The 19736-nt window shown below is 68.1% G+C and carries 35 protein-coding genes; all 35 read right to left on the reverse strand.

From position 1 onward, the window contains the following. The 35 genes from truA to tuf all read right to left on the reverse strand — a co-directional run bounded on the left by truA (position 1) and on the right by tuf (position 19715). Entirely contained in the window at positions 1-837 is an 837-nt protein-coding gene (gene truA, locus BMZ92_RS07545) for a tRNA pseudouridine(38-40) synthase TruA (protein ID WP_091505003.1), read from the reverse strand. A gap of 68 nt (positions 838-905) precedes the next feature. After that, entirely contained in the window at positions 906-1514 is a 609-nt protein-coding gene (rplQ, locus tag BMZ92_RS07550; RefSeq protein ID WP_091505004.1) for a 50S ribosomal protein L17, read from the reverse strand. A gap of 68 nt (positions 1515-1582) precedes the next feature. Continuing rightward, a complete protein-coding gene (locus BMZ92_RS07555; RefSeq protein WP_091505005.1) occupies positions 1583-2650 on the reverse strand; it encodes a DNA-directed RNA polymerase subunit alpha in 1068 nt (355 codons plus the stop codon). 91 nt (positions 2651-2741) lie between these two features. Continuing rightward, positions 2742-3347, reverse strand: a complete 606-nt coding sequence (gene rpsD / locus BMZ92_RS07560; protein ID WP_091505006.1) for a 30S ribosomal protein S4 — start codon at positions 3345-3347, stop codon at positions 2742-2744. Positions 3348-3370: 23 nt separating this feature from the next. Further along, a complete protein-coding gene (gene rpsK, locus BMZ92_RS07565; RefSeq protein WP_091505007.1) occupies positions 3371-3775 on the reverse strand; it encodes a 30S ribosomal protein S11 in 405 nt (134 codons plus the stop codon). Positions 3776-3793: 18 nt separating this feature from the next. Next, complete coding sequence (locus BMZ92_RS07570; protein WP_091505008.1) at positions 3794-4000, reverse strand: hypothetical protein; 207 nt, start codon at positions 3998-4000, stop codon at positions 3794-3796. Continuing rightward, a complete protein-coding gene (gene rpsM, locus BMZ92_RS07575; protein ID WP_091505009.1) occupies positions 3997-4377 on the reverse strand; it encodes a 30S ribosomal protein S13 in 381 nt (126 codons plus the stop codon). The genes BMZ92_RS07570 and rpsM overlap by 4 nt, the downstream gene beginning before the upstream one ends. A 209-nt stretch (positions 4378-4586) precedes the next feature. Continuing rightward, positions 4587-4700: a 50S ribosomal protein L36 gene (rpmJ, locus tag BMZ92_RS07580; protein ID WP_004558882.1), complete on the reverse strand. Its 114-nt coding sequence runs from the start codon at positions 4698-4700 to the stop codon at positions 4587-4589. A 33-nt stretch (positions 4701-4733) separates the two neighbouring features. Next, complete coding sequence (gene infA / locus BMZ92_RS07585; RefSeq protein ID WP_004558881.1) at positions 4734-4955, reverse strand: translation initiation factor IF-1; 222 nt, start codon at positions 4953-4955, stop codon at positions 4734-4736. Between the two features lie 233 nt (positions 4956-5188). Further along, positions 5189-5980 (reverse strand): type I methionyl aminopeptidase, encoded by a 792-nt coding sequence (gene map, locus BMZ92_RS07590; protein WP_281245151.1) that lies wholly within the window; start codon positions 5978-5980, stop codon positions 5189-5191. 25 nt (positions 5981-6005) lie between these two features. Further along, positions 6006-6560 carry an adenylate kinase gene (locus BMZ92_RS07595; protein ID WP_091505011.1) on the reverse strand — a complete coding sequence of 185 codons (555 nt, stop codon included), beginning with the start codon at positions 6558-6560 and terminating at the stop codon, positions 6006-6008. Beyond that, positions 6557-7864 (reverse strand): preprotein translocase subunit SecY, encoded by a 1308-nt coding sequence (secY, locus tag BMZ92_RS07600; protein WP_091505012.1) that lies wholly within the window; start codon positions 7862-7864, stop codon positions 6557-6559. The genes BMZ92_RS07595 and secY overlap by 4 nt, the downstream gene beginning before the upstream one ends. Positions 7865-8029: 165 nt before the next feature. Continuing rightward, a complete protein-coding gene (locus BMZ92_RS07605) occupies positions 8030-8491 on the reverse strand; it encodes a hypothetical protein (RefSeq protein WP_091505013.1) in 462 nt (153 codons plus the stop codon). 82 nt (positions 8492-8573) lie between these two features. Further along, positions 8574-9017, reverse strand: coding sequence for a 50S ribosomal protein L15 (rplO, locus tag BMZ92_RS07610; RefSeq protein WP_091505014.1), 444 nt, complete (start codon positions 9015-9017; stop codon positions 8574-8576). Further along, positions 9014-9199, reverse strand: coding sequence for a 50S ribosomal protein L30 (rpmD, locus tag BMZ92_RS07615; protein WP_091505015.1), 186 nt, complete (start codon positions 9197-9199; stop codon positions 9014-9016). The genes rplO and rpmD overlap by 4 nt, the downstream gene beginning before the upstream one ends. A 1-nt stretch (position 9200) precedes the next feature. Further along, complete coding sequence (gene rpsE, locus BMZ92_RS07620; RefSeq protein WP_091505016.1) at positions 9201-9845, reverse strand: 30S ribosomal protein S5; 645 nt, start codon at positions 9843-9845, stop codon at positions 9201-9203. Between the two features lie 34 nt (positions 9846-9879). After that, positions 9880-10278 carry a 50S ribosomal protein L18 gene (gene rplR / locus BMZ92_RS07625; RefSeq protein WP_091505211.1) on the reverse strand — a complete coding sequence of 133 codons (399 nt, stop codon included), beginning with the start codon at positions 10276-10278 and terminating at the stop codon, positions 9880-9882. Positions 10279-10280: 2 nt separating this feature from the next. After that, complete coding sequence (gene rplF / locus BMZ92_RS07630; RefSeq protein WP_091505017.1) at positions 10281-10820, reverse strand: 50S ribosomal protein L6; 540 nt, start codon at positions 10818-10820, stop codon at positions 10281-10283. A 16-nt stretch (positions 10821-10836) separates the two neighbouring features. Beyond that, positions 10837-11235 carry a 30S ribosomal protein S8 gene (gene rpsH / locus BMZ92_RS07635; RefSeq protein ID WP_091505018.1) on the reverse strand — a complete coding sequence of 133 codons (399 nt, stop codon included), beginning with the start codon at positions 11233-11235 and terminating at the stop codon, positions 10837-10839. A 79-nt stretch (positions 11236-11314) separates the two neighbouring features. After that, positions 11315-11500: a type Z 30S ribosomal protein S14 gene (locus BMZ92_RS07640; protein WP_091505019.1), complete on the reverse strand. Its 186-nt coding sequence runs from the start codon at positions 11498-11500 to the stop codon at positions 11315-11317. A gap of 3 nt (positions 11501-11503) precedes the next feature. Beyond that, positions 11504-12067, reverse strand: a complete 564-nt coding sequence (gene rplE, locus BMZ92_RS07645; RefSeq protein ID WP_091505020.1) for a 50S ribosomal protein L5 — start codon at positions 12065-12067, stop codon at positions 11504-11506. Continuing rightward, entirely contained in the window at positions 12067-12381 is a 315-nt protein-coding gene (gene rplX, locus BMZ92_RS07650; RefSeq protein ID WP_091505021.1) for a 50S ribosomal protein L24, read from the reverse strand. The genes rplE and rplX overlap by 1 nt, the downstream gene beginning before the upstream one ends. A gap of 1 nt (position 12382) precedes the next feature. Further along, complete coding sequence (gene rplN / locus BMZ92_RS07655; protein ID WP_091505022.1) at positions 12383-12751, reverse strand: 50S ribosomal protein L14; 369 nt, start codon at positions 12749-12751, stop codon at positions 12383-12385. Between the two features lie 73 nt (positions 12752-12824). Further along, entirely contained in the window at positions 12825-13127 is a 303-nt protein-coding gene (gene rpsQ, locus BMZ92_RS07660; RefSeq protein ID WP_091505023.1) for a 30S ribosomal protein S17, read from the reverse strand. After that, the gene (gene rpmC, locus BMZ92_RS07665; RefSeq protein ID WP_091505024.1) at positions 13124-13372 is read right to left on the reverse strand and encodes a 50S ribosomal protein L29; all 249 of its coding nucleotides are present in this window, start codon (positions 13370-13372) and stop codon (positions 13124-13126) included. Before rpmC ends, rpsQ begins: the two co-directional genes overlap by 4 nt. Further along, a complete protein-coding gene (gene rplP / locus BMZ92_RS07670) occupies positions 13372-13791 on the reverse strand; it encodes a 50S ribosomal protein L16 (protein ID WP_091505025.1) in 420 nt (139 codons plus the stop codon). Before rplP ends, rpmC begins: the two co-directional genes overlap by 1 nt. A gap of 3 nt (positions 13792-13794) precedes the next feature. Continuing rightward, the gene (rpsC, locus tag BMZ92_RS07675) at positions 13795-14658 is read right to left on the reverse strand and encodes a 30S ribosomal protein S3 (protein WP_091505026.1); all 864 of its coding nucleotides are present in this window, start codon (positions 14656-14658) and stop codon (positions 13795-13797) included. Next, positions 14658-15062 (reverse strand): 50S ribosomal protein L22, encoded by a 405-nt coding sequence (rplV, locus tag BMZ92_RS07680; RefSeq protein ID WP_091505027.1) that lies wholly within the window; start codon positions 15060-15062, stop codon positions 14658-14660. Before rplV ends, rpsC begins: the two co-directional genes overlap by 1 nt. 27 nt (positions 15063-15089) lie before the next feature. Further along, positions 15090-15371 (reverse strand): 30S ribosomal protein S19, encoded by a 282-nt coding sequence (gene rpsS / locus BMZ92_RS07685; RefSeq protein WP_027940998.1) that lies wholly within the window; start codon positions 15369-15371, stop codon positions 15090-15092. A gap of 18 nt (positions 15372-15389) precedes the next feature. Continuing rightward, positions 15390-16223 carry a 50S ribosomal protein L2 gene (gene rplB / locus BMZ92_RS07690; protein WP_091505028.1) on the reverse strand — a complete coding sequence of 278 codons (834 nt, stop codon included), beginning with the start codon at positions 16221-16223 and terminating at the stop codon, positions 15390-15392. 15 nt (positions 16224-16238) lie between these two features. Then, a complete protein-coding gene (rplW, locus tag BMZ92_RS07695) occupies positions 16239-16550 on the reverse strand; it encodes a 50S ribosomal protein L23 (RefSeq protein ID WP_091505029.1) in 312 nt (103 codons plus the stop codon). Next, the gene (gene rplD / locus BMZ92_RS07700; RefSeq protein WP_091505030.1) at positions 16547-17233 is read right to left on the reverse strand and encodes a 50S ribosomal protein L4; all 687 of its coding nucleotides are present in this window, start codon (positions 17231-17233) and stop codon (positions 16547-16549) included. The genes rplW and rplD overlap by 4 nt, the downstream gene beginning before the upstream one ends. After that, a complete protein-coding gene (gene rplC / locus BMZ92_RS07705; RefSeq protein ID WP_091505031.1) occupies positions 17230-17886 on the reverse strand; it encodes a 50S ribosomal protein L3 in 657 nt (218 codons plus the stop codon). The genes rplD and rplC overlap by 4 nt, the downstream gene beginning before the upstream one ends. 31 nt (positions 17887-17917) lie before the next feature. Then, positions 17918-18223 carry a 30S ribosomal protein S10 gene (rpsJ, locus tag BMZ92_RS07710; RefSeq protein WP_003883485.1) on the reverse strand — a complete coding sequence of 102 codons (306 nt, stop codon included), beginning with the start codon at positions 18221-18223 and terminating at the stop codon, positions 17918-17920. A gap of 298 nt (positions 18224-18521) precedes the next feature. Next, the gene (tuf, locus tag BMZ92_RS07715) at positions 18522-19715 is read right to left on the reverse strand and encodes an elongation factor Tu (protein ID WP_091505032.1); all 1194 of its coding nucleotides are present in this window, start codon (positions 19713-19715) and stop codon (positions 18522-18524) included. Positions 19716-19736 lie beyond the last annotated feature (21 nt).

Here is a 19736-nt window from a genome sequence, read left to right on the forward strand (position 1 = left end):
CTAGGAAGCTTCCGTGGGCTGGCGGAGGGCGCGGGTCTGCTCGGCTCGCGCCGCCAGCTCGTCGTCCGGCGGGTAGTCCACGCCGATCAGCGTGAGGCCGTGTGCCGGGGCGACGGCGCTGTCCCGCGTCTTGCTGCGCAGCACCTCGGCGGGCCAGCCGATGGGGCGACGGCCGTCGCCGACCAGCAGCAGGGCACCGACCAGGCTGCGGACCATCGAGTGGCAGAACGCGTCCGCGGACACGCGGGCTTCGATGAGGTGCGCGTCGAGCCGCTGCCACGCGAACTGCTGCAGCTCCCGGATCGTCGTGCTGCCCTCGCGGAACTTGCAGAACGACGCGAAGTCCCGCAGCCCCAGCAAAGCCTCTGACGCCTCGTTCAGCGCCGTCACGGACAGCGGACGCCCCCAGGCCAGTGTGTCCCGCCGCAGCAACGGATCCACGCCCCAACGAGCGTCTGAGACCCGGTAACGGTAGTGCCTGCGCACCGCCGAGAAGCGCGCGTCGAACCCGGCAGGCGCCACGCGCGCGGACAGCACCCGGACGTCACCCGGCAGGTACCGGTTCCAGCGGTGGCACATCCGCTCCAGGTCCGGGATCCCGTGCTCGTCCACCGGCAGCCGCCCGGACGGCCCGCGCAACGGGACGACGTCGACGTGCACGACCTGACCCGTGGCGTGCACCCCCGCGTCCGTCCGCCCGGCAACCACGACCGAACGCGGCACCTCCGCACCCGGCGGCTGCTTCGCCAGCGCGTCTTCCAGCAGCCCCTGTACGGTGCGGCGGCCTGGCTGCCGCGCCCAGCCGGAGAAGTCCGTGCCGTCGTAGCTGACGTCCAGGCGCAGACGAACGAGCCCGCCCTCCCCGGTGGGGAAAGCGGGCTCGTCGCGTCGCGGGGATCCGGTCGTCAGGACTCGTCCTTCTTGGACTCGTCCGCGGACTCCTCGGCAGCCTCCTCGGACTTCGCCTCGGCCTGCGGGGTCTCCTCCGCCGCGCCCTCGGCGGGCTCCGCGGTGGCCTCCTTGGTCGCCGAAGCCGGGGCCTCGGCGTCCTGGTCGGCGACCTCGGCGGCGTCCGTGGTCTCGGCGGGAGCCTCGGTCTTGGCCTCGTCCTTGGCGAAGCGGCTCTTGCGGGCGCGCTCGGCCTCCGACGTCACCGTCTTCTCCGACACCAGTTCGATGACCGCCATCGGGGCGTTGTCGCCCTTGCGCGGGATCGTCTTGGTGATCCGGACGTAGCCGCCCGGACGGTCCTCGAAGAACGGGCCGATCTCGGCGATCAGCTTGTGCACCACATCCTTGTCGCGGATGACCCGCTGGATCTGGCGCCGGTTGTGCAGGTCGCCGCGCTTCGCCTTGGTGATCAGCTTCTCGGCGAGCGGACGGACCCGGCGAGCCTTGGCCTCGGTGGTGGTGATCTTGCCGTGCTCGAAGAGCGACGTGGCCAGGTTCGCCAGAATCAGCCGCTCGTGGGCCGGCGATCCACCGAGACGGGGGCCCTTCGTGGGGGTGGGCATTGCTTCTCCTCGTTCAGCTTCACAGCTGACGACGGCGGCTGGTCCACAGTGGACCAGCCGTCAACCGCCTACAGCTGCTCCGTCTCTGCGTAGTCCTGGCCGTCGTCGTGGCCAGCGTCGGAAATGCCGTCGACACCCTCGGGCGAGGACCAGCCCTCACCGTCGTAGCTGGCGGCGGCAGCGGTCGGGTCGAACCCGGGCGGGCTGTCCTTGAGGGACAGGCCCAGACCGACCAGCTTCAGCTTGACCTCGTCGATCGACTTGGCGCCGAAGTTGCGGATGTCCAGCAGGTCGGCCTCGCTGCGCGAAACCAGCTCGCCCACCGTGTGGATGCCCTCGCGCTTGAGGCAGTTGTACGACCGGACGGTCAGGTCCAGGTCCTCGATCGGCATCGCGTAGGCGGCGATGGTGTCCGCCTCCTGCGGCGACGGGCCGATCTCGATGCCCTCCGCGTCGACGTTCAGCTCGCGGGCGAGACCGAACAGCTCCACCAGCGTCTTGCCCGCCGAAGCGACGGCGTCCCGGGGCGTGATCGACGGCTTGGTCTCCACGTCCAGGATCAGCTTGTCGAAGTCGGTGCGCTGCTCGACACGGGTCGCCTCGACCTTGTAGGTGACCTTGAGGACCGGCGAGTAGATCGAGTCGACCGGGATCCGGCCGATCTCCGCACCCGCCTGCTTGTTCTGCAGGGCGGGCACGTAGCCGCGGCCGCGCTCGACGACCAGCTCGATCTCCAGCTTGCCCTTGCCGTTCAGCGAGGCGATGTGCAGATCGGGGTTGTGCACGGTGACACCGGCCGGCGGCACGATGTCGGCCGCGGTGACCTCACCAGGGCCCTGCTTGCGCAGGTACATGGTGACCGGCTCGTCCTCCTCGGAGGAGACGACGAGCTCCTTGAGGTTCAGGATGATGTCGGTGACGTCTTCCTTCACCCCGGGGACGGTGGTGAACTCGTGCAGCACCCCGTCGATGCGGATGCTGGTGACCGCCGCGCCCGGGATGGACGACAGCAGCGTGCGCCGCAGCGAGTTGCCGAGGGTGTAGCCGAAGCCCGGCTCCAGCGGCTCGATGGTGAACCGGGACCGGGTCTCGTTGATCGGCTCCTCGCCGAGGGCCGGTCGCTGTGAAATCAGCACTTTCTGGGTTTCCTTTCCTGCCGGCGCCCGCCATATGACGCCGAAAGGGGTGGCGAAGCGGGGGCCGCCGGGATGCGGCCCCCGCCGTCGATCACTTCGAGTAGAACTCGACGATCAGCTGTTCCTGCACCGGAACCTCGATCTGGGCCCGCTCGGGGAGCTGGTGCACCAGGACACGGAGGTTGGACGGCACGACCTGCAGCCAGGCGGGGACGGGGCGCTGCCCGAACTCCTCCTTGGCGGCCACGAAGGGCAGCATCTGCAGCGACTTCGGCCGGACATCGATGATGTCCCACTTCTCCACCTGGTAGCTGGGGATGTTCACCTTCTGGCCGTTGACCAGGAAGTGCCCGTGGCTGACCAGCTGGCGCGCCTGACGGCGCGTGCGGGCGATGCCGGCGCGGTAGATCACGTTGTCCAGCCGGGACTCGAGGATCTGCAGCAGGTTCTCACCGGTCTTGCCCTGACGGCGCGCAGCCTCCTTGTAGTAGCGGCTGAACTGCCGCTCGAGGATGCCGTAGGTGTGGCGAGCCTTCTGCTTCTCCTGCAGCTGGAGCAGGTACTCGGACTCCTTGACCCGGCCGCGGCCGTGCTGGCCGGGCGGGTAGGGGCGACGCTCGAAAGCCTGGTCGCCGCCGATGAGGTCGACCTTGAGACGCCGCGAGATACGAGTCGCGGGGCCGGTGTAGCGAGCCATGTGTTCTTACTCCTCCCCGTTCCTCAGACCCGGCGCCGCTTGGGCGGGCGGCAGCCGTTGTGGGGCTGCGGGGTCACGTCCTGGATGGTGCCGACCTCGAGCCCGGCGGCCTGCAGCGAGCGGATCGCCGTCTCACGGCCGGAGCCCGGGCCCTTGACGAACACGTCGACCTTCTTCATGCCGTGCTCGGCGGCCTTGCGGGCGGCGTTCTCGGCGGCCATCTGGGCGGCGAACGGGGTGGACTTGCGGGAGCCCTTGAACCCGACGTGCCCGGACGACGCCCACGAGATCACGGCGCCGGTCGGGTCGGTGATCGACACGATGGTGTTGTTGAACGTGCTCTTGATGTGCGCGTGACCGTGCGCGACGTTCTTCTTTTCCTTCCGCCGGACCTTCTTGGCCCCGGCGGTACGAGACTTCGGTGGCATGTGGGGGTGTTTCTCCTCTTAGCGCGAGTTTTCGGGCTGCTCGGCGGCAGCCGCGGCGGCGGCGATGCGGGCCTCCTGCTGGCCGCGCCGGATCAGCGAACCGGCGTCGGTGTACAGCTGGCGGAGGGCCATCGGACGGGCGTAGAGAGCCTTCGGCGACACGCACGACGTGCGGACCAGGCGCTGACCGCCCATCCGCACGACCTTCCTGCCCTGGACGCTCACTTCTTGCCAGCCTTCTTCTTGCCGGCGACCGTCTTCTTCGGGCCCTTGCGGGTACGGGCGTTGGTCTTGGTCCGCTGACCGCGGACCGGCAGCCCGCGGCGCCACCGCAGACCCTGGTAGGTGCCGATCTCGATCTTGCGCCGGATGTCGGCGTTCACCTCGCGGCGGAGGTCACCCTCGACCTTGTAGTTCTCTTCGATGTAGTCGCGGAGCTTGACGAGGTCGTCGTCGGTCAGGTCCCGCACCCGGGTGTCCGGGTTCAGGGCCGCGGCCGCGATCAGCTCCTTGGACCGGGTACGGCCGATCCCGTAGATGTAGGTCAGCGCGATCTCCAACCGCTTTTCGCGGGGGAGGTCTACGCCGGCGAGTCGTGCCATGTCGGCTGGTGCTCCTTCAGTGGTTTCTTCCGCTCCAGGTTTCTCCCCGCCCGGTTCCGGGACCGACTCGCTGTCGTGCCACCCGCTTGCGCGGCTGGTGTCCCGGCCCCGGCCTGGAATCCGGGGGTGGGCGGAACCGCTGTCCGCGGTCCCGCAGGCGCGGGGAGGGTTATCTCGCTGTCAATCCGCCCTGCGCGGAGTGCGCGCGATCAGCCCTGACGCTGCTTGTGCCGCAGGTTCTCGCAGATCACCATGATCCGGCCGTGGCGGCGGATCACCTTGCACTTGTCGCAGATCTTCTTGACGCTCGGCTGAACCTTCACGTCTCCTGCTTCCTTATGCGTTGCTCACCGTCATCACTTGTAGCGGTAGACGATGCGACCACGGGACAAGTCGTAGGGCGAAAGCTCCACGACGACCCGGTCCTCCGGCAGGATGCGGATGTAGTGCTGCCGCATCTTGCCGCTGATGTGCGCCAGGACCTTGTGGCCGTTCTCCAACTCGACTCGAAACATCGCGTTGGGGAGTGGCTCGACCACGCGACCCTCGACCTCGATGGCCCCGTCTTTCTTAGCCATGTCCTCCGCGTTTCGTGATATTGGTTGAGCACCGAATGCCTGCCTTGGTGGTGCCGGCACACACGCCACCCCGACTCCAAAGCCGCAAAAAGTTTCACGAGCACGCTGGACCCGGCGTGATGAGTACGCCGACTAGACAGTGTACGCACCCCGTGTCGCGTCGTGCGAGGCGGGGGGAGGTGTGTTAAGCGTCTCGCCACCAGGCGGCCACTCGAGGCCGCCGGCGCGGTCGGTCAGGCCTCTTCGGGGCCGGTCAGCACCCAGGGGCCGTCGCCGGTGATGGCGACCGTGTGCTCCCAGTGGGCGGCGCGCGAACCGTCGGCGGTGACGACCGTCCAGCCGTCCTCCAGCTCGACGGTCTCGCTGGTGCCGCCGGTCAGCATGGGCTCGATGGCCAGCGCCATGCCGACCTCCAGCCGCGGGCCCTTGCCCGGCTTGCCGACGTTGGGCAGGAACGGGTCCATGTGCATCTCACGGCCGATGCCGTGCCCGCCGTACTCCACGATCTGCCCGTAGGACACCCCGTCGGCCACCGAGGCGGCGTCGGCGGCGCTCTGCACCGCGAACGAGATGTCGGTCAGCTTCGCGCCGGCCACGGCCGCCTTGATCCCGGCCCACATGGCGGCCTCGGTGGCCGCCGACAGCTTGCGGTCGGCCTCCGAGACCTCGCCGATGGCCAGCGTCACGGCCGAGTCGCCGTGCCAGCCGTCGAGGATCGCGCCGCAGTCGATCGAGATGAGGTCGCCATCGGCGAGCACCGTCTGCGGCGAGGGGATGCCGTGGACGATCTGCTCGTTCACCGACGCGCAGATCGAGCCCGGGAAGCCGTGGTAGCCCTTGAACGAGGGCACCGCCCCGGCCTCCCGGATCGTCTGCTCGGCCAGCTCGTCGAGCTCACCCGTGCTCACACCCGGCTTCGCGGCCTCCGCCAGCAGCCCCAGCGAGCGCCGCACGACGAGCCCGGCGGCACGCATCGCCTGCAGCTCACCGGGGCTCTTCAGCTCGATCGAGCTGCGCTTCCGCAACCTCAAAATCCGACCGCTTCCCGGCTCACTGCCGCTCGCGCAACGCCGCGAGCACGCGGCCCGAGACCTCGTCGACGTCGCCGACGCCGTCGACCTTGATCAGGATGTCCGCGTAGTACTCCAGCAGCGGAGCCGTCTCCGACAGGTACACCTGCTGGCGCCGCCGGATGACCTCCTCGGTGTCGTCCGTGCGGCCGCGCGACAGCAGCCGGGCCACGACGACGTCCTCGGGCACCTCGAGCTGGATGACCGCGTCGAGCGCCTGGTCCGACTCGGCGAGCAGCTCGCCCAGCACCTCGGCCTGCTTGGTGTTGCGCGGGAAACCGTCGAGCAGGAAACCGGCCTTCGTGTCGGCCTCGGCGAGGCGCTCACGCACCATCTCGTTGGTCACCTTGTCCGGCACCAGCTCGCCCGAGTCCAGGTAGCGCTTGGCCTCCTCGCCGAGCGGGGTGCGCTCGGAGACGTGGGCGCGGAACAGCTCACCCGTCGAGATGTGCGGCACGGAGAGCTTCTGCGAGAGCGCCGTCGCCTGGGTACCCTTCCCCGCTCCTGGGGGACCGACAAGAACCAGGCGAGTCATCGCAAGAACCCTTCGTAGTTACGCTGCATCAGCTGGCTTTCGATCTGCTTGACGGTGTCGAGACCGACACCGACCATGATCAGCACAGCCGTCCCCCCGAACGGGAAGCTCTGGTTGTTCCCCTGCTGGGTCATCGACAGGAAGAAGTTCGGCAGGATCGCGATGATGCCGAGGTAGATCGACCCCGGCAGGGTGATCCGGCCCAGCACGAAGCTCAGGTACTCGGCCGTCGGCCTGCCCGGGCGGATGCCCGGGATGAAGCCGCCGAACTTCTTCATCTCCTCCGCACGCTCGTCCACGTTGAACGTGATCGTGATGTAGAAGTACGTGAAGAAGATGATCAGGGCGAAGTACAGCAGGATGTGCACCCAGCTGCCCTGGTTGACCACGTAGTTCTGCAGGAAAACCTGCCAGCCCGACGCGCTCGTGGGGTTGCCGATGAGCCGGCTGATGAGGTCGGGCAGGTACAGCAGCGAAGAGGCGAAGATGACCGGGATGACACCGGCCTGGTTGACCTTGATCGGCAGGTAGGTCGACGTCCCGCCGTACATCCGCCTGCCGATCATGCGCTTGGCGTACTGCACGGGGATCCGGCGCTGGCCCTGCTCGACGAAGATGACGCTCGCGATGATGACGAGGCCGAACACGCACACCAGCGCGAACACGAGGCCACCCTGGCTGTTCAGGATGTTCATGCCCTCGGCGGGGATGCGGGCCGCGATGTTCAGGAAGATCAGCACGGACATGCCGTTGCCGACGCCGCGCTCGGTGATCAGCTCGCCCAGCCACATCATCACGGCGGTACCGGCGGTCATGGTGATGACGATGATCGCCAGCGAGAAGATGCTGTTGTCCGGGATGATCGACTCGGTGCAGTTCGGGAACAGCTGACCGCGGTCGGCGAGCGCCACCACACCGGTCGCCTGCAGGATCGCCAGCGCGATCGTCAGGTACCGGGTGTACTGCGTCAGCTTGTTCTGGCCGGACTGGCCTTCCTTCTTCAGCTCCTCGAACCGCGGGATCACCACCGTGAGCAGCTGGATGATGATGCTCGCGGTGATGTACGGCATGATGCCGGTCGAGAAGATCGACAGCTGCAGGAGCGCACCGCCGCTGAACAGGTTCAGCAGCGAGTAGATGCCCGATGAGTCGGCCTGCGCACCGCACGTCTGCACGTTCGGGTAGGAGACCCCGGGCGCCGGAGTGACCGCACCGATCCGGTAGACGGCCACGATCAACAGCGTGAACAGGATCTTCTTGCGCAGGTCCGGCGTGGCGAGAGCCGAGCGGAAGGCGCTGAGCACGCGGGGGACCTCCTCGGCGTCGCCGGCGCTTGTCGCCGGCGATCGGCTTGGCCGGCACGGGGCCGGCGGGAACACAACCTCCTGGGCAAGCCAGGAGCGCTCCAGGACAGACTTGTCCCGCAGCGTGCTGCCGACTCTAACAGCCACGCAGGGTGGCGCTACACGTCAGGTGGCCTTTACCCGACCTTCGGCGGGCAGAGCGGCCAGTACGGTCCCCGCGAGTGCCAGCACGGCCGCCGCCAGCACGAGCCAGAACCCCGGCCCCGGCGTCGCCCGCACGGTCTGCGCGGCGGCGGTGACCAGCACCCCGGCCAGGAAGGCCGCGGCGACAGCGGCGGCGAGCACGGCGGCCCAGCGCACGACGGCGGGAGCCGGGCGGGGAGCCGCGACGACGGCGAACAGGGCCGCCACGGCCAGCAGAGCGCCCGCGACGGCGAGGGGGAAACCGTTGCGGGCCACCCCGGTGGAGGAGGGCTCCGCGCCCCAGCCGGTGACCGACAGCACCCCGGACGAGTAGAGCGTGAGGAACGGCGCGGTGAAGGCCGCGACCGAGGCGACCAGGCACAGCAGGGCGCCCAGCAGCCGTCGCCGGTCCCAGCCGGGCTGTTCCAGCTCCCCAGCCGCCATCCGTCGATGGTGACAGGCTGAGGTCACGAAAACGGCGAAACGGCCCGCCGGTGATCCGGCGGGCCGTTCCTGGGGGAAAGCGTCAGGCCGTGGTGGCGGAACCACCCGCGGCTTCGAGCTTCTCCTTGGCCGAGTTGGAGAAGGCGTCGGCGGTGACGTCCAGCTTGACGCTGACGTCGCCGTTGCCCAGCACCTTCACCAGCTTGCCCTTGCGGACGAGACCGCGGGCGGCCAGGTCCTCCTTCGACACGCTGCCACCGTCGGTGAACACGCGGGCGATGTCGCCCACGTTCACCGGCTGGTACTCCGTGCGGAACCGGTTCTTGAAGCCACGCAGCTTCGGCAGCCGCATGTGGATGGGCATCTGCCCACCCTCGAACCCGGCGGGCACGTTCTTCCGGGCCTTGGTGCCCTTGGTACCGCGGCCCGCGGTCTTGCCCTTCGAGCCCTCACCACGGCCGACGCGGATCTTGTCGCGCTTGGCGCCAGGAGCCGGCCGGAGGTGGTGGATCTTGATGGCGGTCATGACTGGACCTCCTCGACGCTCACGAGGTGGCGGACCGTGTGGATCAGGCCACGCACCTCAGGAGTGTCCTCCCGCACCACGGACTGCCGGATCTTGCGCAGACCGAGGGTCCGCAGCGAGTCCCGGTGGTTCCGCTTGGTGCCGATCTTGCTCTTGACCTGGGTGACCTTCAGCTGAGCCATGTCAGACCCCCTGTCCCGCGCGCTGGCGGAGCATGCGAGCCGGCGCCACGTCCTCGAGCGGCAGGCCACGGCGGGCCGCCACCTCCTCCGGACGCTGCAGGGCCTTCAGCGCCGCCACGGTCGCGTGCACGATGTTGATCGCGTTGTCGGAGCCCAGGGACTTCGACAGCACGTCGTGCACACCCGCGCACTCCAGCACCGCACGCACCGGGCCACCGGCGATGACACCGGTACCGGAGCTGGCGGGGCGGAGCAGGACCACACCGGCGGCGTCCTCACCCTGGACCGGGTGCGGGATGGTGCCGGCGATCCGAGGCACGCGGAAGAAGTTCTTCTTCGCCTCCTCGACACCCTTGGCGATCGCCGCGGGCACCTCCTTGGCCTTGCCGTAGCCGACGCCGACCTGGCCGTCACCGTCACCGACGACGACGAGAGCGGTGAAGCTGAAGCGACGACCACCCTTGACGACCTTGGCGACGCGGTTGATCGTCACGACCTTTTCGAGGTGCGGGGTCTTCTCCTGGCCGGCCCCGCCACGGCCACCGTCGCGGCGGTCCCTGCGGTCACGACGGTCGCCGCGGTCGTTGCCGCCCTGGCCACCCGGTCCGCCCTGTCCGCCGCCGAATTGCCGTGTACGTCCCGGCATCAGGCGTTCCTTCCGTTCTCGAGGTTGTGCATCACTAGAACTCCAACCCACCCTCGCGGGCGGCGTCGGCGAGCGCCGCGATGCGACCGTGGTAGCCGTTGCCACCGTGGTCGAAGACGACACCCGAGATGCCCGCGTTCTTGGCGCGGGCGGCCACCAGCTCGCCGACCTTGGCGGCCTTGGCCTTCTTGTCGCCCTCCAGCGCGCGCACGTCCGCCTCCATGGTGGACGCCGCGGCCAGCGTGTGGCCCGTCAGGTCGTCGATCACCTGGACGTAGATGTGCCGGGAGGACCGCTTCACCGACATCCGCGGGCGCTGCGCGGTGCCGCTGATCTTCTTGCGGAGCCGGAAGTGACGGCGCGTCTTCGCGACGCGGCGCCGGGTCGACACGTCCTTGCCGATCGGCTTCCGCTTCGTAGCAGTTTCGCTCATGATCACTTACCCGTCTTTCCGACCTTGCGACGGATGCGCTCACCCTCGTAACGCAGCCCCTTGCCCTTGTACGGGTCAGGGCGACGCAGGCGACGGATCACCGCGGCCGTCTGGCCGACCTTCTGCTTGTCGATGCCGGACACCGAGAACCGGGTCGGGGTCTCCACCTTGAAGGTGATGCCGTCCGGGGCCTCGATCAGCACCGGGTGGCTGTAGCCGAGGGCGAACTCGAGGTCCTTGCCCTTGGCCTGCACGCGGTAACCGACGCCGTGGATTTCGAGCTTCTTCTCGTAGCCCTCGGTCACGCCGACCACCAGGTTGTTCACCAGGGTCCGGGTGAGACCGTGCAGCGCCTTGCTCTCCCGCTCGTCGTCGGGGCGCTTGACCTGCAGGACGCCGTCCTCACCGCGCTCGACGGTGATCGGCTCGGCGATGGTGTGCGACAGCGTGCCCTTGGGGCCCTTGACCGAGATGGTCTGGCCGTCGATGGTCACCTCGACCCCGGCCGGGACGGGAATCGGCAGCTTTCCGATACGCGACATGCCTGAACTCCCTTCCTCACCAGACGTAGGCGAGGACTTCCCCGCCCACTCCGTTGCGCTTGGCCTGCCGGTCGGTCTGGAGACCGCCCGACGTCGAGATGATCGCGATGCCGAGGCCGCCGAGCACGCTGGGCAGCTCGGTCGACTTGGCGTACACCCGCAAACCAGGCTTCGACACACGGCGCAGACCCGCGATGCTGCGCTCGCGGTTGCGGCCGTACTTCAGTTCGACGACGAGGTTCTTGTGCTTCTCACCCGGCTCGGAGCGGTAACCCGCGATGTAACCCTCGCGCTTGAGGATCTCCGCGATGTTCTGCTTGAGCTTCGAGTGGGGCAGCACGACCTCGTCGTGGTACGCCGAGTTGGCGTTGCGCAGACGAGTCAAGAAGTCTGCGATGGGGTCGGTCATCGTCATGGTGACCTGTCAACCTTTCTCGCCTGGTTCCCCCGACGATCGCGAGGGCCTGTGGCGAAGTGGGAGCCTGATTCCGGTATTACCAGCTGGACTTGGACACGCCCGGCAGTTCGCCCGCGTGCGCCATCTCGCGCAGGCACACCCGGCACAGGCCGAACTTGCGGAAGACCGAGTGCGGCCGGCCGCAGCGGTTGCAGCGGGTGTAGGCGCGCACCTTGAACTTCGGCTTGCGCGCGGCCTTGGCGATGAGAGCCTTCTTGGCCATGGCTTACGCCTCCTTGAACGGGAAGCCGAGCTTGCGGAGCAGCGCGCGGCCCTCGTCATCGGTGGTAGCGGTGGTGACAACGGTGACGTCCATGCCGCGGGGGCGGTCGATGGAGTCGGGGTCGATCTCGTGGAACATCGACTGCTCGTTGAGACCGAACGTGTAGTTGCCGTTGCCGTCGAACTGCTTGGGCGAAAGCCCGCGGAAGTCCCGGATGCGCGGCAGCGCGATGCTCAGCAGCCGGTCCAGGAACTCCCACATGCGGTCACCGCGCAGCGTCACGCGGGCGCCGATCGGCTGACCCTCGCGCAGCTTGAACTGCGCGATGGACTTGCGCGCCCTGCGCACCTCGGGCTTCTGCCCGGTGATGAGCGTCAGGTCGCGGACGGCGCCCTCGATGAGCTTGCTGTCCCGCGCGGCGTCGCCGACACCCATGTTGACGACGACCTTCACCACGCCCGGGATCTGGTGCACGTTGGCGTAGGTGAACTCCTGCTGGAGCTCGTTCTTGATCTGCTCGCGGTAGCGGGTCTTCAACCGCGGCTGGATCTTCTCTGCGGTCGTCATCAGATGTCCTTACCGGTCCGGCGCGAGATGCGAACCTTCTTGCCGTCCTCGCCGATGCGGTAGCCCACCCGGGTCGGCTTGCCGTCCGAGTCCACGACCATCACGTTCGAGACGTGGATGGGCGCTTCCTGCGTGACGATGCCGCCGGACTGGGCGCCGCGCTGGGTCTGGGTGATCCGGGTGTGCTTCTTGATCCGGTTCACGCCCTCGACCAGCACGCGCTGGCGGTCCGGGTAGGCCTGGATGACCTTGCCCTTGGCGCCCTTGTCCTTGCCCGAGATGACGACGACCGTGTCACCCTTCTTGACCTTCATGTCAGAGCACCTCCGGAGCCAGCGAGATGATCTTCATGAACTTGCGGTCGCGCAGCTCACGGCCGACCGGGCCGAAGATGCGGGTACCCCGCGGCTCGTTGTCGTTCTTGATGAGCACCGCGGCGTTCTCGTCGAACCGGATGTAGGAGCCGTCCGGGCGACGCCGCTCCTTCACCGTGCGGACGACGACGGCCTTGACCACGTCACCCTTCTTCACCCCGGCAGCCGGGATGGCGTCCTTAACGGTGGCGACGATGATGTCGCCGATGCCCGCGTAGCGCCGCCCCGATCCACCGAGCACGCGGATGCAGAGGATCTCCTTGGCACCCGTGTTGTCGGCGACTCGCAGCCGCGACTCCTGCTGGATCACGTCAACTCCTGTATGTCTCGCCGGTTCTCGCTCGCGCGAGCCTGGCGGAACGGATAGGGGCGCGAACCCCTACTTACTTGGCCTTCTCCACGATCCGCACGAGCCGCCACCGCTTGGTGGCCGACAGCGGGCGGGTCTCCATGAGAATCACGCGGTCGCCGATGCCGGCGCTGTTCTCCTCGTCGTGCGCCTTCACCTTGCTGGTGGTGCGGACGACCTTCGGGTACTTCGGGTGCTTCTTGCGGTCCTCGAGCTCGACCACGATGGTCTTGTCCATCTTGTCCGAGACGACGTAACCCTCGCGAACCTTGCGGTAGTTACGACCCGAGTCCCGCTTCTGCACCGGCTGCGCCGCGAGCTGTTCGGTCTCGCTCATGCCGCACCTTCCTCGTTCTCACCGTCGGGAGCGACCGACAGGCCCAGCTCCCGCTCGCGCATGATCGTGTAGATCCGCGCGATGTCGGTGCGCACGGTGCGCAGCCGACGGTTGTTGTCCAGCTGCCCGGTGGCCATCTGGAAGCGGAGGTTGAACAGCTCCTCCTTGGCCTCCTTCAGACGCAGCACCAGCTCCTCGTTGGTGAGCTCACGCAGCTCCGAGGGAGCGACTCCGGCTTTCGCCATCAGAACTCACCACCTTCACGGGTCACGATTCGGCACTTCATCGGCAGCTTGTGGATCGCGCGGCGGAGCGCCTCGCGGGCGGTCGCCTCGTTCGGGAAGCTCATCTCGAACATGACGCGGCCCGGCTTGACGTTGGCGACCCACCACTCCGGCGAACCCTTACCGGAACCCATGCGGGTTTCGGCGGGCTTCTTGGTCAGCGGGCGGTCCGGGAAGATGTTGATCCAGATCTTGCCGCCACGCTTGATGTGCCGGGTCATGGCGATACGAGCGGACTCGATCTGCCGGTTGGTCACGTAAGCGGGTTCAAGCGCCTGAATGCCGTACTCGCCGAAGGTCACCTTCGTGCCGCCACTGGCGGCACCGGTGCGCTTCGGGTGGTGCTGCTTGCGGTGCTTGACCTTGCGTGGGACGAGCACGCCTCAGCCCTCCGTCTTCTCGGCCGCGTCCGGCTTGCCCTGCGCAGGGGCCTCGCTGGTCGCGACGTCCATGTCAGTCTTGGCGCCACCGCTGCGCTCCTGAGCCGCGGCCCGGCCGGCCTCGGTGGAGGTCGGCGTGGTGCCCGACGCGCCGGAGCGGCGCGGACGGGACGGACGGTCGCGACGCGGCGCGCGCTCGGCGGCCGCGGCGGCGTCCCGCTCGTTCTTGGCCTTCAGGCCACCGACGATGTCGCCCTTGTAGATCCACACCTTGACGCCGATGCGGCCGAAGGTGGTGCGGGCCTCGAAGAAGCCGTAGTCGATGTCGGCACGCAGCGTGTGCAGCGGCACGCGGCCGTCGCGGTAGTGCTCCGAGCGCGACATCTCGGCACCGCCGAGGCGGCCACCGCACTGCACGCGGATGCCCTTGACCTGCGGCGAGCGCATCGAGGTCTGGATCGCCTTCCGCATCGCACGGCGGAACGCCACGCGGTTGGACAGCTGCTCCGCGACGCTCTGCGCGACGAGCTGGGCGTCGGCCTCGGGGTTCTTGACCTCGAGGATGTTCAGCTGGACCTGCTTGCCGGTCAGCTTCTCCAGCGCGCCGCGGATCCGGTCGGCCTCCGCGCCGCGGCGGCCGATGACGATGCCGGGCCGGGCGGTGTGGATGTCGACGCGGACGCGGTCACGGGTGCGCTCGATCTCGACCTTGGAGATGCCGGCGCGCTCCATGCCGGTGGACAGCAGCTTGCGGATCTTGACGTCCTCGGCCACGTACTCCGCGTACTGCTTGTCGGCGTACCAGCGGGACTTCCAGTCCGTGGTGATCCCGAGCCGGAAGCCGTGCGGGTTGATCTTCTGGCCCACTACCGGCCACCCTTCTTCTTACCGCTCTTCTTCTCAGGCCGGGACTCGACCTCGACCGTGATGTGGCTGGTCCGCTTGCGGATCCGGTACGCGCGGCCCTGGGCCCGCGGGCGGATGCGCTTGAGCGTCGGGCCCTCGTCGGCGTAGGCGTTCTTCACCCACAGCGTCTCGGGGTCCAGGTCCAGGTTGTTCTCCGCGTTGGCGATGGCGCTCGCGAGCACCTTCGCCACCGGCTGGCTCGCCGCCTGCGGGGCGAACCGCAGGATCGCCAGCGCCTCCTGGGCGTTGCGACCCTTGATCAGCTCGATCACCCGGCGCACCTTCATCGGCGAGTCCCGGACGAAGCGAGCCCGCGCGTAAGCCGTCGGCAAAGCCTCGGCCGTAGCGTCAGTCTGGGCACTCATTCGTTAGTTCCTCTTCTCGGTGCGCGCTCAGCGGCGGCGCGACTTGCGGTCGTCCTTGATGTGGCCCTTGAAGGTCCGCGTCGGGGCGAACTCGCCCAGCTTGTGACCCACCATCGCCTCGGTGACGAACACCGGGACGTGCTTGCGGCCGTCGTGCACGGCGATCGTGTGCCCCAGCATGTCGGGGATGATCGTGGACCGGCGGGACCACGTCTTGATCACCGTCTTCTTACCGGACTCGTTGAGCGCGTCCACCTTCTTGAGCAGGTGGTCGTCCACGAACGGGCCCTTCTTCAGGCTGCGCGGCATGTGCTTCTACCTCCCTGCTCAGCGCTTCTTGCCGGTACGCCGGCGGCGGACGATCAGTTGGTCGGACGGCTTGCGGCGACGCGTGCGGCCCTCGGGCTTGCCGTTCGGGTTCACCGGGTGGCGACCACCGGACGTCTTGCCCTCACCACCACCGTGCGGGTGGTCGACCGGGTTCATCACGACACCACGGACGGTCGGGCGCTTGCCACGCCAGCGGTTGCGGCCCGCCTTGCCCCAGTTGATGTTCTGGTGCTCGGAGTTGCCGACCTCGCCGACGGTGGCGCGGTTGCGCACGTCCACGTTGCGGATTTCGCCCGAGGGCATCCGCAGCTGGGCGTACGGGCCGTCCTTGGCGACGAGCTGCACGCGGGCACCGGCGGAGCGGGCGATCTTCGCGCCGCCACCGGGACGGAGCTCGATCGCGTGCACCACGGTGCCGACCGGGATGTTGCGCAGCGGCAGGTTGTTGCCCGGCTTGATGTCGGCACGCGGGCCGGACTCCACCGTGTCGCCCTGGCGGAGCTTGTCGGGGGCGATGATGTAGCGCTTCTCGCCGTCGACGTAGTGCAGTAGCGCGATGCGGGCGGACCGGTTCGGGTCGTACTCGATGTGCGCGACCTTGGCCGGGATGCCGTCCTTGTCGTTGCGCCGGAAGTCGATCAGCCGGTACGCACGCTTGTGACCGCCGCCCTTGTGCCGGGTGGTGATCTTGCCGGAGGCGTTGCGGCCACCGCTCTTGCTCAGCGGGCGCAGCAGCGACTTCTCCGGGGTCGACCGGGTGATCTCGGCGAAGTCCGAGACGCTCGAGCCACGACGGCCCGGGGTCGTCGGCTTGTACTTACGAATACCCATGACAGCTTCCGTCCCTTACGCGGCGGGTCCGCCGAAGATCTCGATCGGCTTGCTCTCGGCGGACAGCGTCACGATGGCGCGCTTGGTGTCCTTGCGCTTGCCAAAGCCAGTGCGGGTCCGCTTGCGCTTGCCGGTCCGGTTCAGCGTGTTCACGCTGACCACCTTGACGCCGAAGACCTGCTCGACCGCGATCTTGATCTGGGTCTTGTTGGCGTCCGGCCGGACGATGAACGTGTACTTGTGGTCCTCGAGCAGCCCGTAGGACTTCTCGGAGATCACCGGCGCGAGCAGGATGTCACGCGGGTCGGGAATCGCCACGCTGCTCACTGGTCACTCCCTTCCAGCTCGCTCGACGTCGCGGACGCCTTGACGGACTTGCCCTTCGCGGGGCCCTCGACGAAGGCGTCGTACGCGGCCTTCGTGAACACCACGTCGTCGTTGACCAGCACGTCGTACGTGTTCAGCTGGTCGAACCAGAGCAGGTGCACGTTCGGCAGGTTGCGGGCCGACAGCCACGCCACGTCGTCGCCGCGGTGCAGCACCACGAGGATGCGCTTGGCCTGCGTCACCGCGGCCAGCGTCTTCAGCGCCGCCTTGGTGGACGGCTTCTCGCCGGTCACCAGCTCGGTCACCACGTGCACCTGGCCCGCGCGCGCCCGGTCGGAGAGGGCGCCACGCAGGGCGGCGGCCTTCATCTTCTTCGGGGTGCGCTGGGCGTAGTCGCGCGGCGTGGGGCCGTGGACGGTGCCACCACCGGCGAACTGCGGCGCACGGGTCGAACCCTGGCGGGCGCGGCCGGTGCCCTTCTGCCGGTACGGCTTCTTGCCGCCACCGGAGACCTCACCGCGGGTCTTGGTGTCGTGCGTGCCCTGGCGGGCGGCGGCCTGCTGGGCCACCACGACCTGGTGCATCAGCGGCACGTTGGCCTGCACGTCGAAGATCTCCGCGGGGAGCTCGACGGTGCCCTGAGCGCTGCCCTCGGGGGTCTTCAGCTCGATCGTCGCGGTCATGCGGTCGCACCACCCTTCGCGGCGGTCTTGACGAACACGAGGCTGCCCTTGGGGCCGGGAACGGCACCCTTGATGAGCAGCAGGCCGTCCTCGGCGCGCACGTCGTGCACGGTCAGGCCCTGCGTCGTGGTGCGGACGCCACCCATCCGGCCGGCCATGCGCAGCCCCTTGAACACGCGGCCCGGGGTGGCGCAGCCACCGATCGAGCCCGGCGCGCGGTGCTTGGCCTGGTTACCGTGGCTCGCGCCCTGGCCCTTGAAGCCGTGGCGCTTCATGACACCGGCGTAGCCCTTGCCCTTGCTGGTGCCGGTGACGTCGACGCGCGAACCGGCGGAGAACACCTCGGCGGTGATCTCCTGGCCGACCTCGTAGCTGCCGGCGTCGGCCGTGCGCAGCTCGACGAGGTGGCGGCGCGGGGTCACGCCGGCCTTGTCGAAGTGCCCGGTGCGCGGCTTGTTGACCTTGCGCGGGTCGATGGCGCCGAACGCCAGCTGCACGGCCTCGTAACCGTCGTTGTCCTTGGTGCGCACCTGGGTGACGACATTCGGCCCGGCCTGCACGACGGTCACCGGGATGATCCGGTTGTCCTCGCCGAAGACCTGGGTCATGCCGAGCTTGGTGCCCAGGATGCCCTTCACTTCCCTGTCAGACATGAGTCTCTTATCTCCGCCGCTCGCCCAACGCTTACTGGATGTTGACGTCGACGCTCGCCGGCAGGTCGATGCGCATGAGCGCGTCGACCGTCTTCGGCGTCGGGTCGAGGATGTCGATCAGACGCTTGTGCGTGCGCATCTCGAAGTGCTCGCGCGAGTCCTTGTACTTGTGCGGCGAGCGGATGACGCAGTAAACGTTCTTCTCGGTGGGCAGCGGCACAGGTCCGACGACCGAGGCTCCGGTGCGCGTCACCGTCTCCACGATCTTGCGCGCGCTGGCGTCGATCGCCTCGTGGTCATAGGCCTTGAGCCTGATGCGGATCTTCTGTCCCGCCATGGTTGCAGCTCGTCCTTACCGTCTTGTGCCGCTATTTCCGCACGTCAACTGGCTTTCGCCCGGTCCACGCGGTCGGGCGTGTCGCCCTGCCGAACGCAGACTGATCCCGTAGGAAGAGTTGTCGTGCCGGTTGGTCTGAGTCTTCGCCGGGCTAGCCGGCCCCAGGCCGCTCACGCAAGGGCGGCCGGATCCTCAACGAGAATCGGCCGCCCTGCGACGAGCAACCCGAATAGTGTCGCACACGTGATTTCGCAACCCGGCCCCGGGGTGCTATAAGCGCCCCGGGGCCGGGAGGGAATCACTTGATGATCTTGGTGACCTGGCCCGCGCCGACGGTCCGGCCACCCTCACGGATGGCGAACCGCAGACCCTCGTCCATGGCGACCGGCTGGATCAGCTGCACCTTGATCTCGGTGTTGTCGCCCGGCATGACCATCTCGGTGCCCTCGGGGAGGGTCACGACGCCGGTCACGTCGGTGGTGCGGAAGTAGAACTGCGGGCGGTAGTTGTTGAAGAACGGCGTGTGACGGCCACCCTCGTCCTTGGACAGGATGTAGACCGAACCCTCGAACTCCGTGTGCGGAGTCGTGGTGCCGGGCTTCACGACGACCTGGCCGCGCTCGACGTCCTCACGCTTGATGCCACGCAGCAGCAGGCCGACGTTGTCACCGGCCTGGCCCGAGTCGAGCAGCTTGCGGAACATCTCGACACCGGTGACAGTCGTCTTCTGCGACTTCTCCTTGATGCCGACGATCTCGACCTCTTCGTTGACGTTGATCTGGCCGCGCTCCACACGACCGGTCACGACGGTGCCGCGGCCGGTGATGGTGAAGACGTCCTCGATCGGCATCAGGAAGGGCTTGTCGAGGTCACGCACCGGGTCCGGCACGTTGTCGTCGACGGCCTGCATGAGCTCCAGGACCGACTCCGCCCACTTCGGGTCACCCTCGAGGGCCTTGAGGCCGGAGACCTTGACCACGGGGGCGTCGTCGCCGGGGAACTCCTGCGAGGACAGCAGCTCGCGGACCTCCAGCTCGACGAGCTCGAGGATCTCCTCGTCGTCGACCATGTCGGCCTTGTTCAGCGCCACGACGATGTAGGGCACACCGACCTGGCGGGCGAGCAGCACGTGCTCACGGGTCTGCGGCATCGGGCCGTCGGTCGCGGCGACCACCAGGATCGCGCCGTCCATCTGGGCGGCACCGGTGATCATGTTCTTGATGTAGTCCGCGTGACCGGGGGCGTCCACGTGCGCGTAGTGGCGCTTCTCGGTCTGGTACTCGACGTGCGAGATGTTGATCGTGATACCGCGCTGCTTCTCTTCCGGCGCGTTGTCGATCTGGTCGAACGCCCGGGACTCGTTCAGGTCCGGGTACTTGTCGTGCAGAACCTTGGTGATCGCCGCGGTCAGAGTGGTCTTCCCGTGGTCGACGTGACCGATGGTTCCGATGTTGACGTGCGGCTTGCTCCGCTCGAACTTCGCCTTCGCCACTGGAATGTCCTCCTGGACTGT

The organism is Amycolatopsis sacchari, assembly GCF_900114035.1.
Classification (GTDB): Bacteria; Actinomycetota; Actinomycetes; order Mycobacteriales; family Pseudonocardiaceae; genus Amycolatopsis_E; species Amycolatopsis_E sacchari.

Bases quoted from the DNA above. Each gene is read 5' to 3' on its own strand.
- rplQ (WP_091505004.1), bottom strand. From the start codon at position 1,514: ATGCCCACCCCCACGAAGGGCCCCCGTCTCGGTGGATCGCCGGCCCAC.
- rpsD (WP_091505006.1), bottom strand. From the start codon at position 3,347: ATGGCTCGCTACACCGGCCCCGCGACTCGTATCTCGCGGCGTCTCAAG.
- rpsK (WP_091505007.1), bottom strand. From the start codon at position 3,775: ATGCCACCGAAGTCTCGTACCGCCGGGGCCAAGAAGGTCCGGCGGAAG.
- rpsM (WP_091505009.1), bottom strand. From the start codon at position 4,377: ATGGCACGACTCGCCGGCGTAGACCTCCCCCGCGAAAAGCGGTTGGAG.
- infA (WP_004558881.1), bottom strand. From the start codon at position 4,955: ATGGCTAAGAAAGACGGGGCCATCGAGGTCGAGGGTCGCGTGGTCGAG.
- BMZ92_RS07595 (WP_091505011.1), bottom strand. From the start codon at position 6,560: ATGACTCGCCTGGTTCTTGTCGGTCCCCCAGGAGCGGGGAAGGGTACC.
- BMZ92_RS07605 (WP_091505013.1), bottom strand. From the start codon at position 8,491: ATGGCGGCTGGGGAGCTGGAACAGCCCGGCTGGGACCGGCGACGGCTG.
- rplO (WP_091505014.1), bottom strand. From the start codon at position 9,017: ATGACCGCCATCAAGATCCACCACCTCCGGCCGGCTCCTGGCGCCAAG.
- rpmD (WP_091505015.1), bottom strand. From the start codon at position 9,199: ATGGCTCAGCTGAAGGTCACCCAGGTCAAGAGCAAGATCGGCACCAAG.
- rpsE (WP_091505016.1), bottom strand. From the start codon at position 9,845: ATGCCGGGACGTACACGGCAATTCGGCGGCGGACAGGGCGGACCGGGT.
- rplR (WP_091505211.1), bottom strand. From the start codon at position 10,278: ATGAGCGAAACTGCTACGAAGCGGAAGCCGATCGGCAAGGACGTGTCG.
- rplF (WP_091505017.1), bottom strand. From the start codon at position 10,820: ATGTCGCGTATCGGAAAGCTGCCGATTCCCGTCCCGGCCGGGGTCGAG.
- rpsH (WP_091505018.1), bottom strand. From the start codon at position 11,235: ATGACGATGACCGACCCCATCGCAGACTTCTTGACTCGTCTGCGCAAC.
- BMZ92_RS07640 (WP_091505019.1), bottom strand. From the start codon at position 11,500: ATGGCCAAGAAGGCTCTCATCGCCAAGGCCGCGCGCAAGCCGAAGTTC.
- rplE (WP_091505020.1), bottom strand. From the start codon at position 12,067: ATGACGACCGCAGAGAAGATCCAGCCGCGGTTGAAGACCCGCTACCGC.
- rplX (WP_091505021.1), bottom strand. From the start codon at position 12,381: ATGAAGGTCAAGAAGGGTGACACGGTCGTCGTCATCTCGGGCAAGGAC.
- rpsQ (WP_091505023.1), bottom strand. From the start codon at position 13,127: ATGAGCGAGACCGAACAGCTCGCGGCGCAGCCGGTGCAGAAGCGGGAC.
- rpmC (WP_091505024.1), bottom strand. From the start codon at position 13,372: ATGGCGAAAGCCGGAGTCGCTCCCTCGGAGCTGCGTGAGCTCACCAAC.
- rplV (WP_091505027.1), bottom strand. From the start codon at position 15,062: ATGAGTGCCCAGACTGACGCTACGGCCGAGGCTTTGCCGACGGCTTAC.
- rpsS (WP_027940998.1), bottom strand. From the start codon at position 15,371: ATGCCGCGCAGCCTGAAGAAGGGCCCGTTCGTGGACGACCACCTGCTC.
- rplB (WP_091505028.1), bottom strand. From the start codon at position 16,223: ATGGGTATTCGTAAGTACAAGCCGACGACCCCGGGCCGTCGTGGCTCG.
- rplD (WP_091505030.1), bottom strand. From the start codon at position 17,233: ATGACCGCGACGATCGAGCTGAAGACCCCCGAGGGCAGCGCTCAGGGC.
- rplC (WP_091505031.1), bottom strand. From the start codon at position 17,886: ATGTCTGACAGGGAAGTGAAGGGCATCCTGGGCACCAAGCTCGGCATG.
- rpsJ (WP_003883485.1), bottom strand. From the start codon at position 18,223: ATGGCGGGACAGAAGATCCGCATCAGGCTCAAGGCCTATGACCACGAG.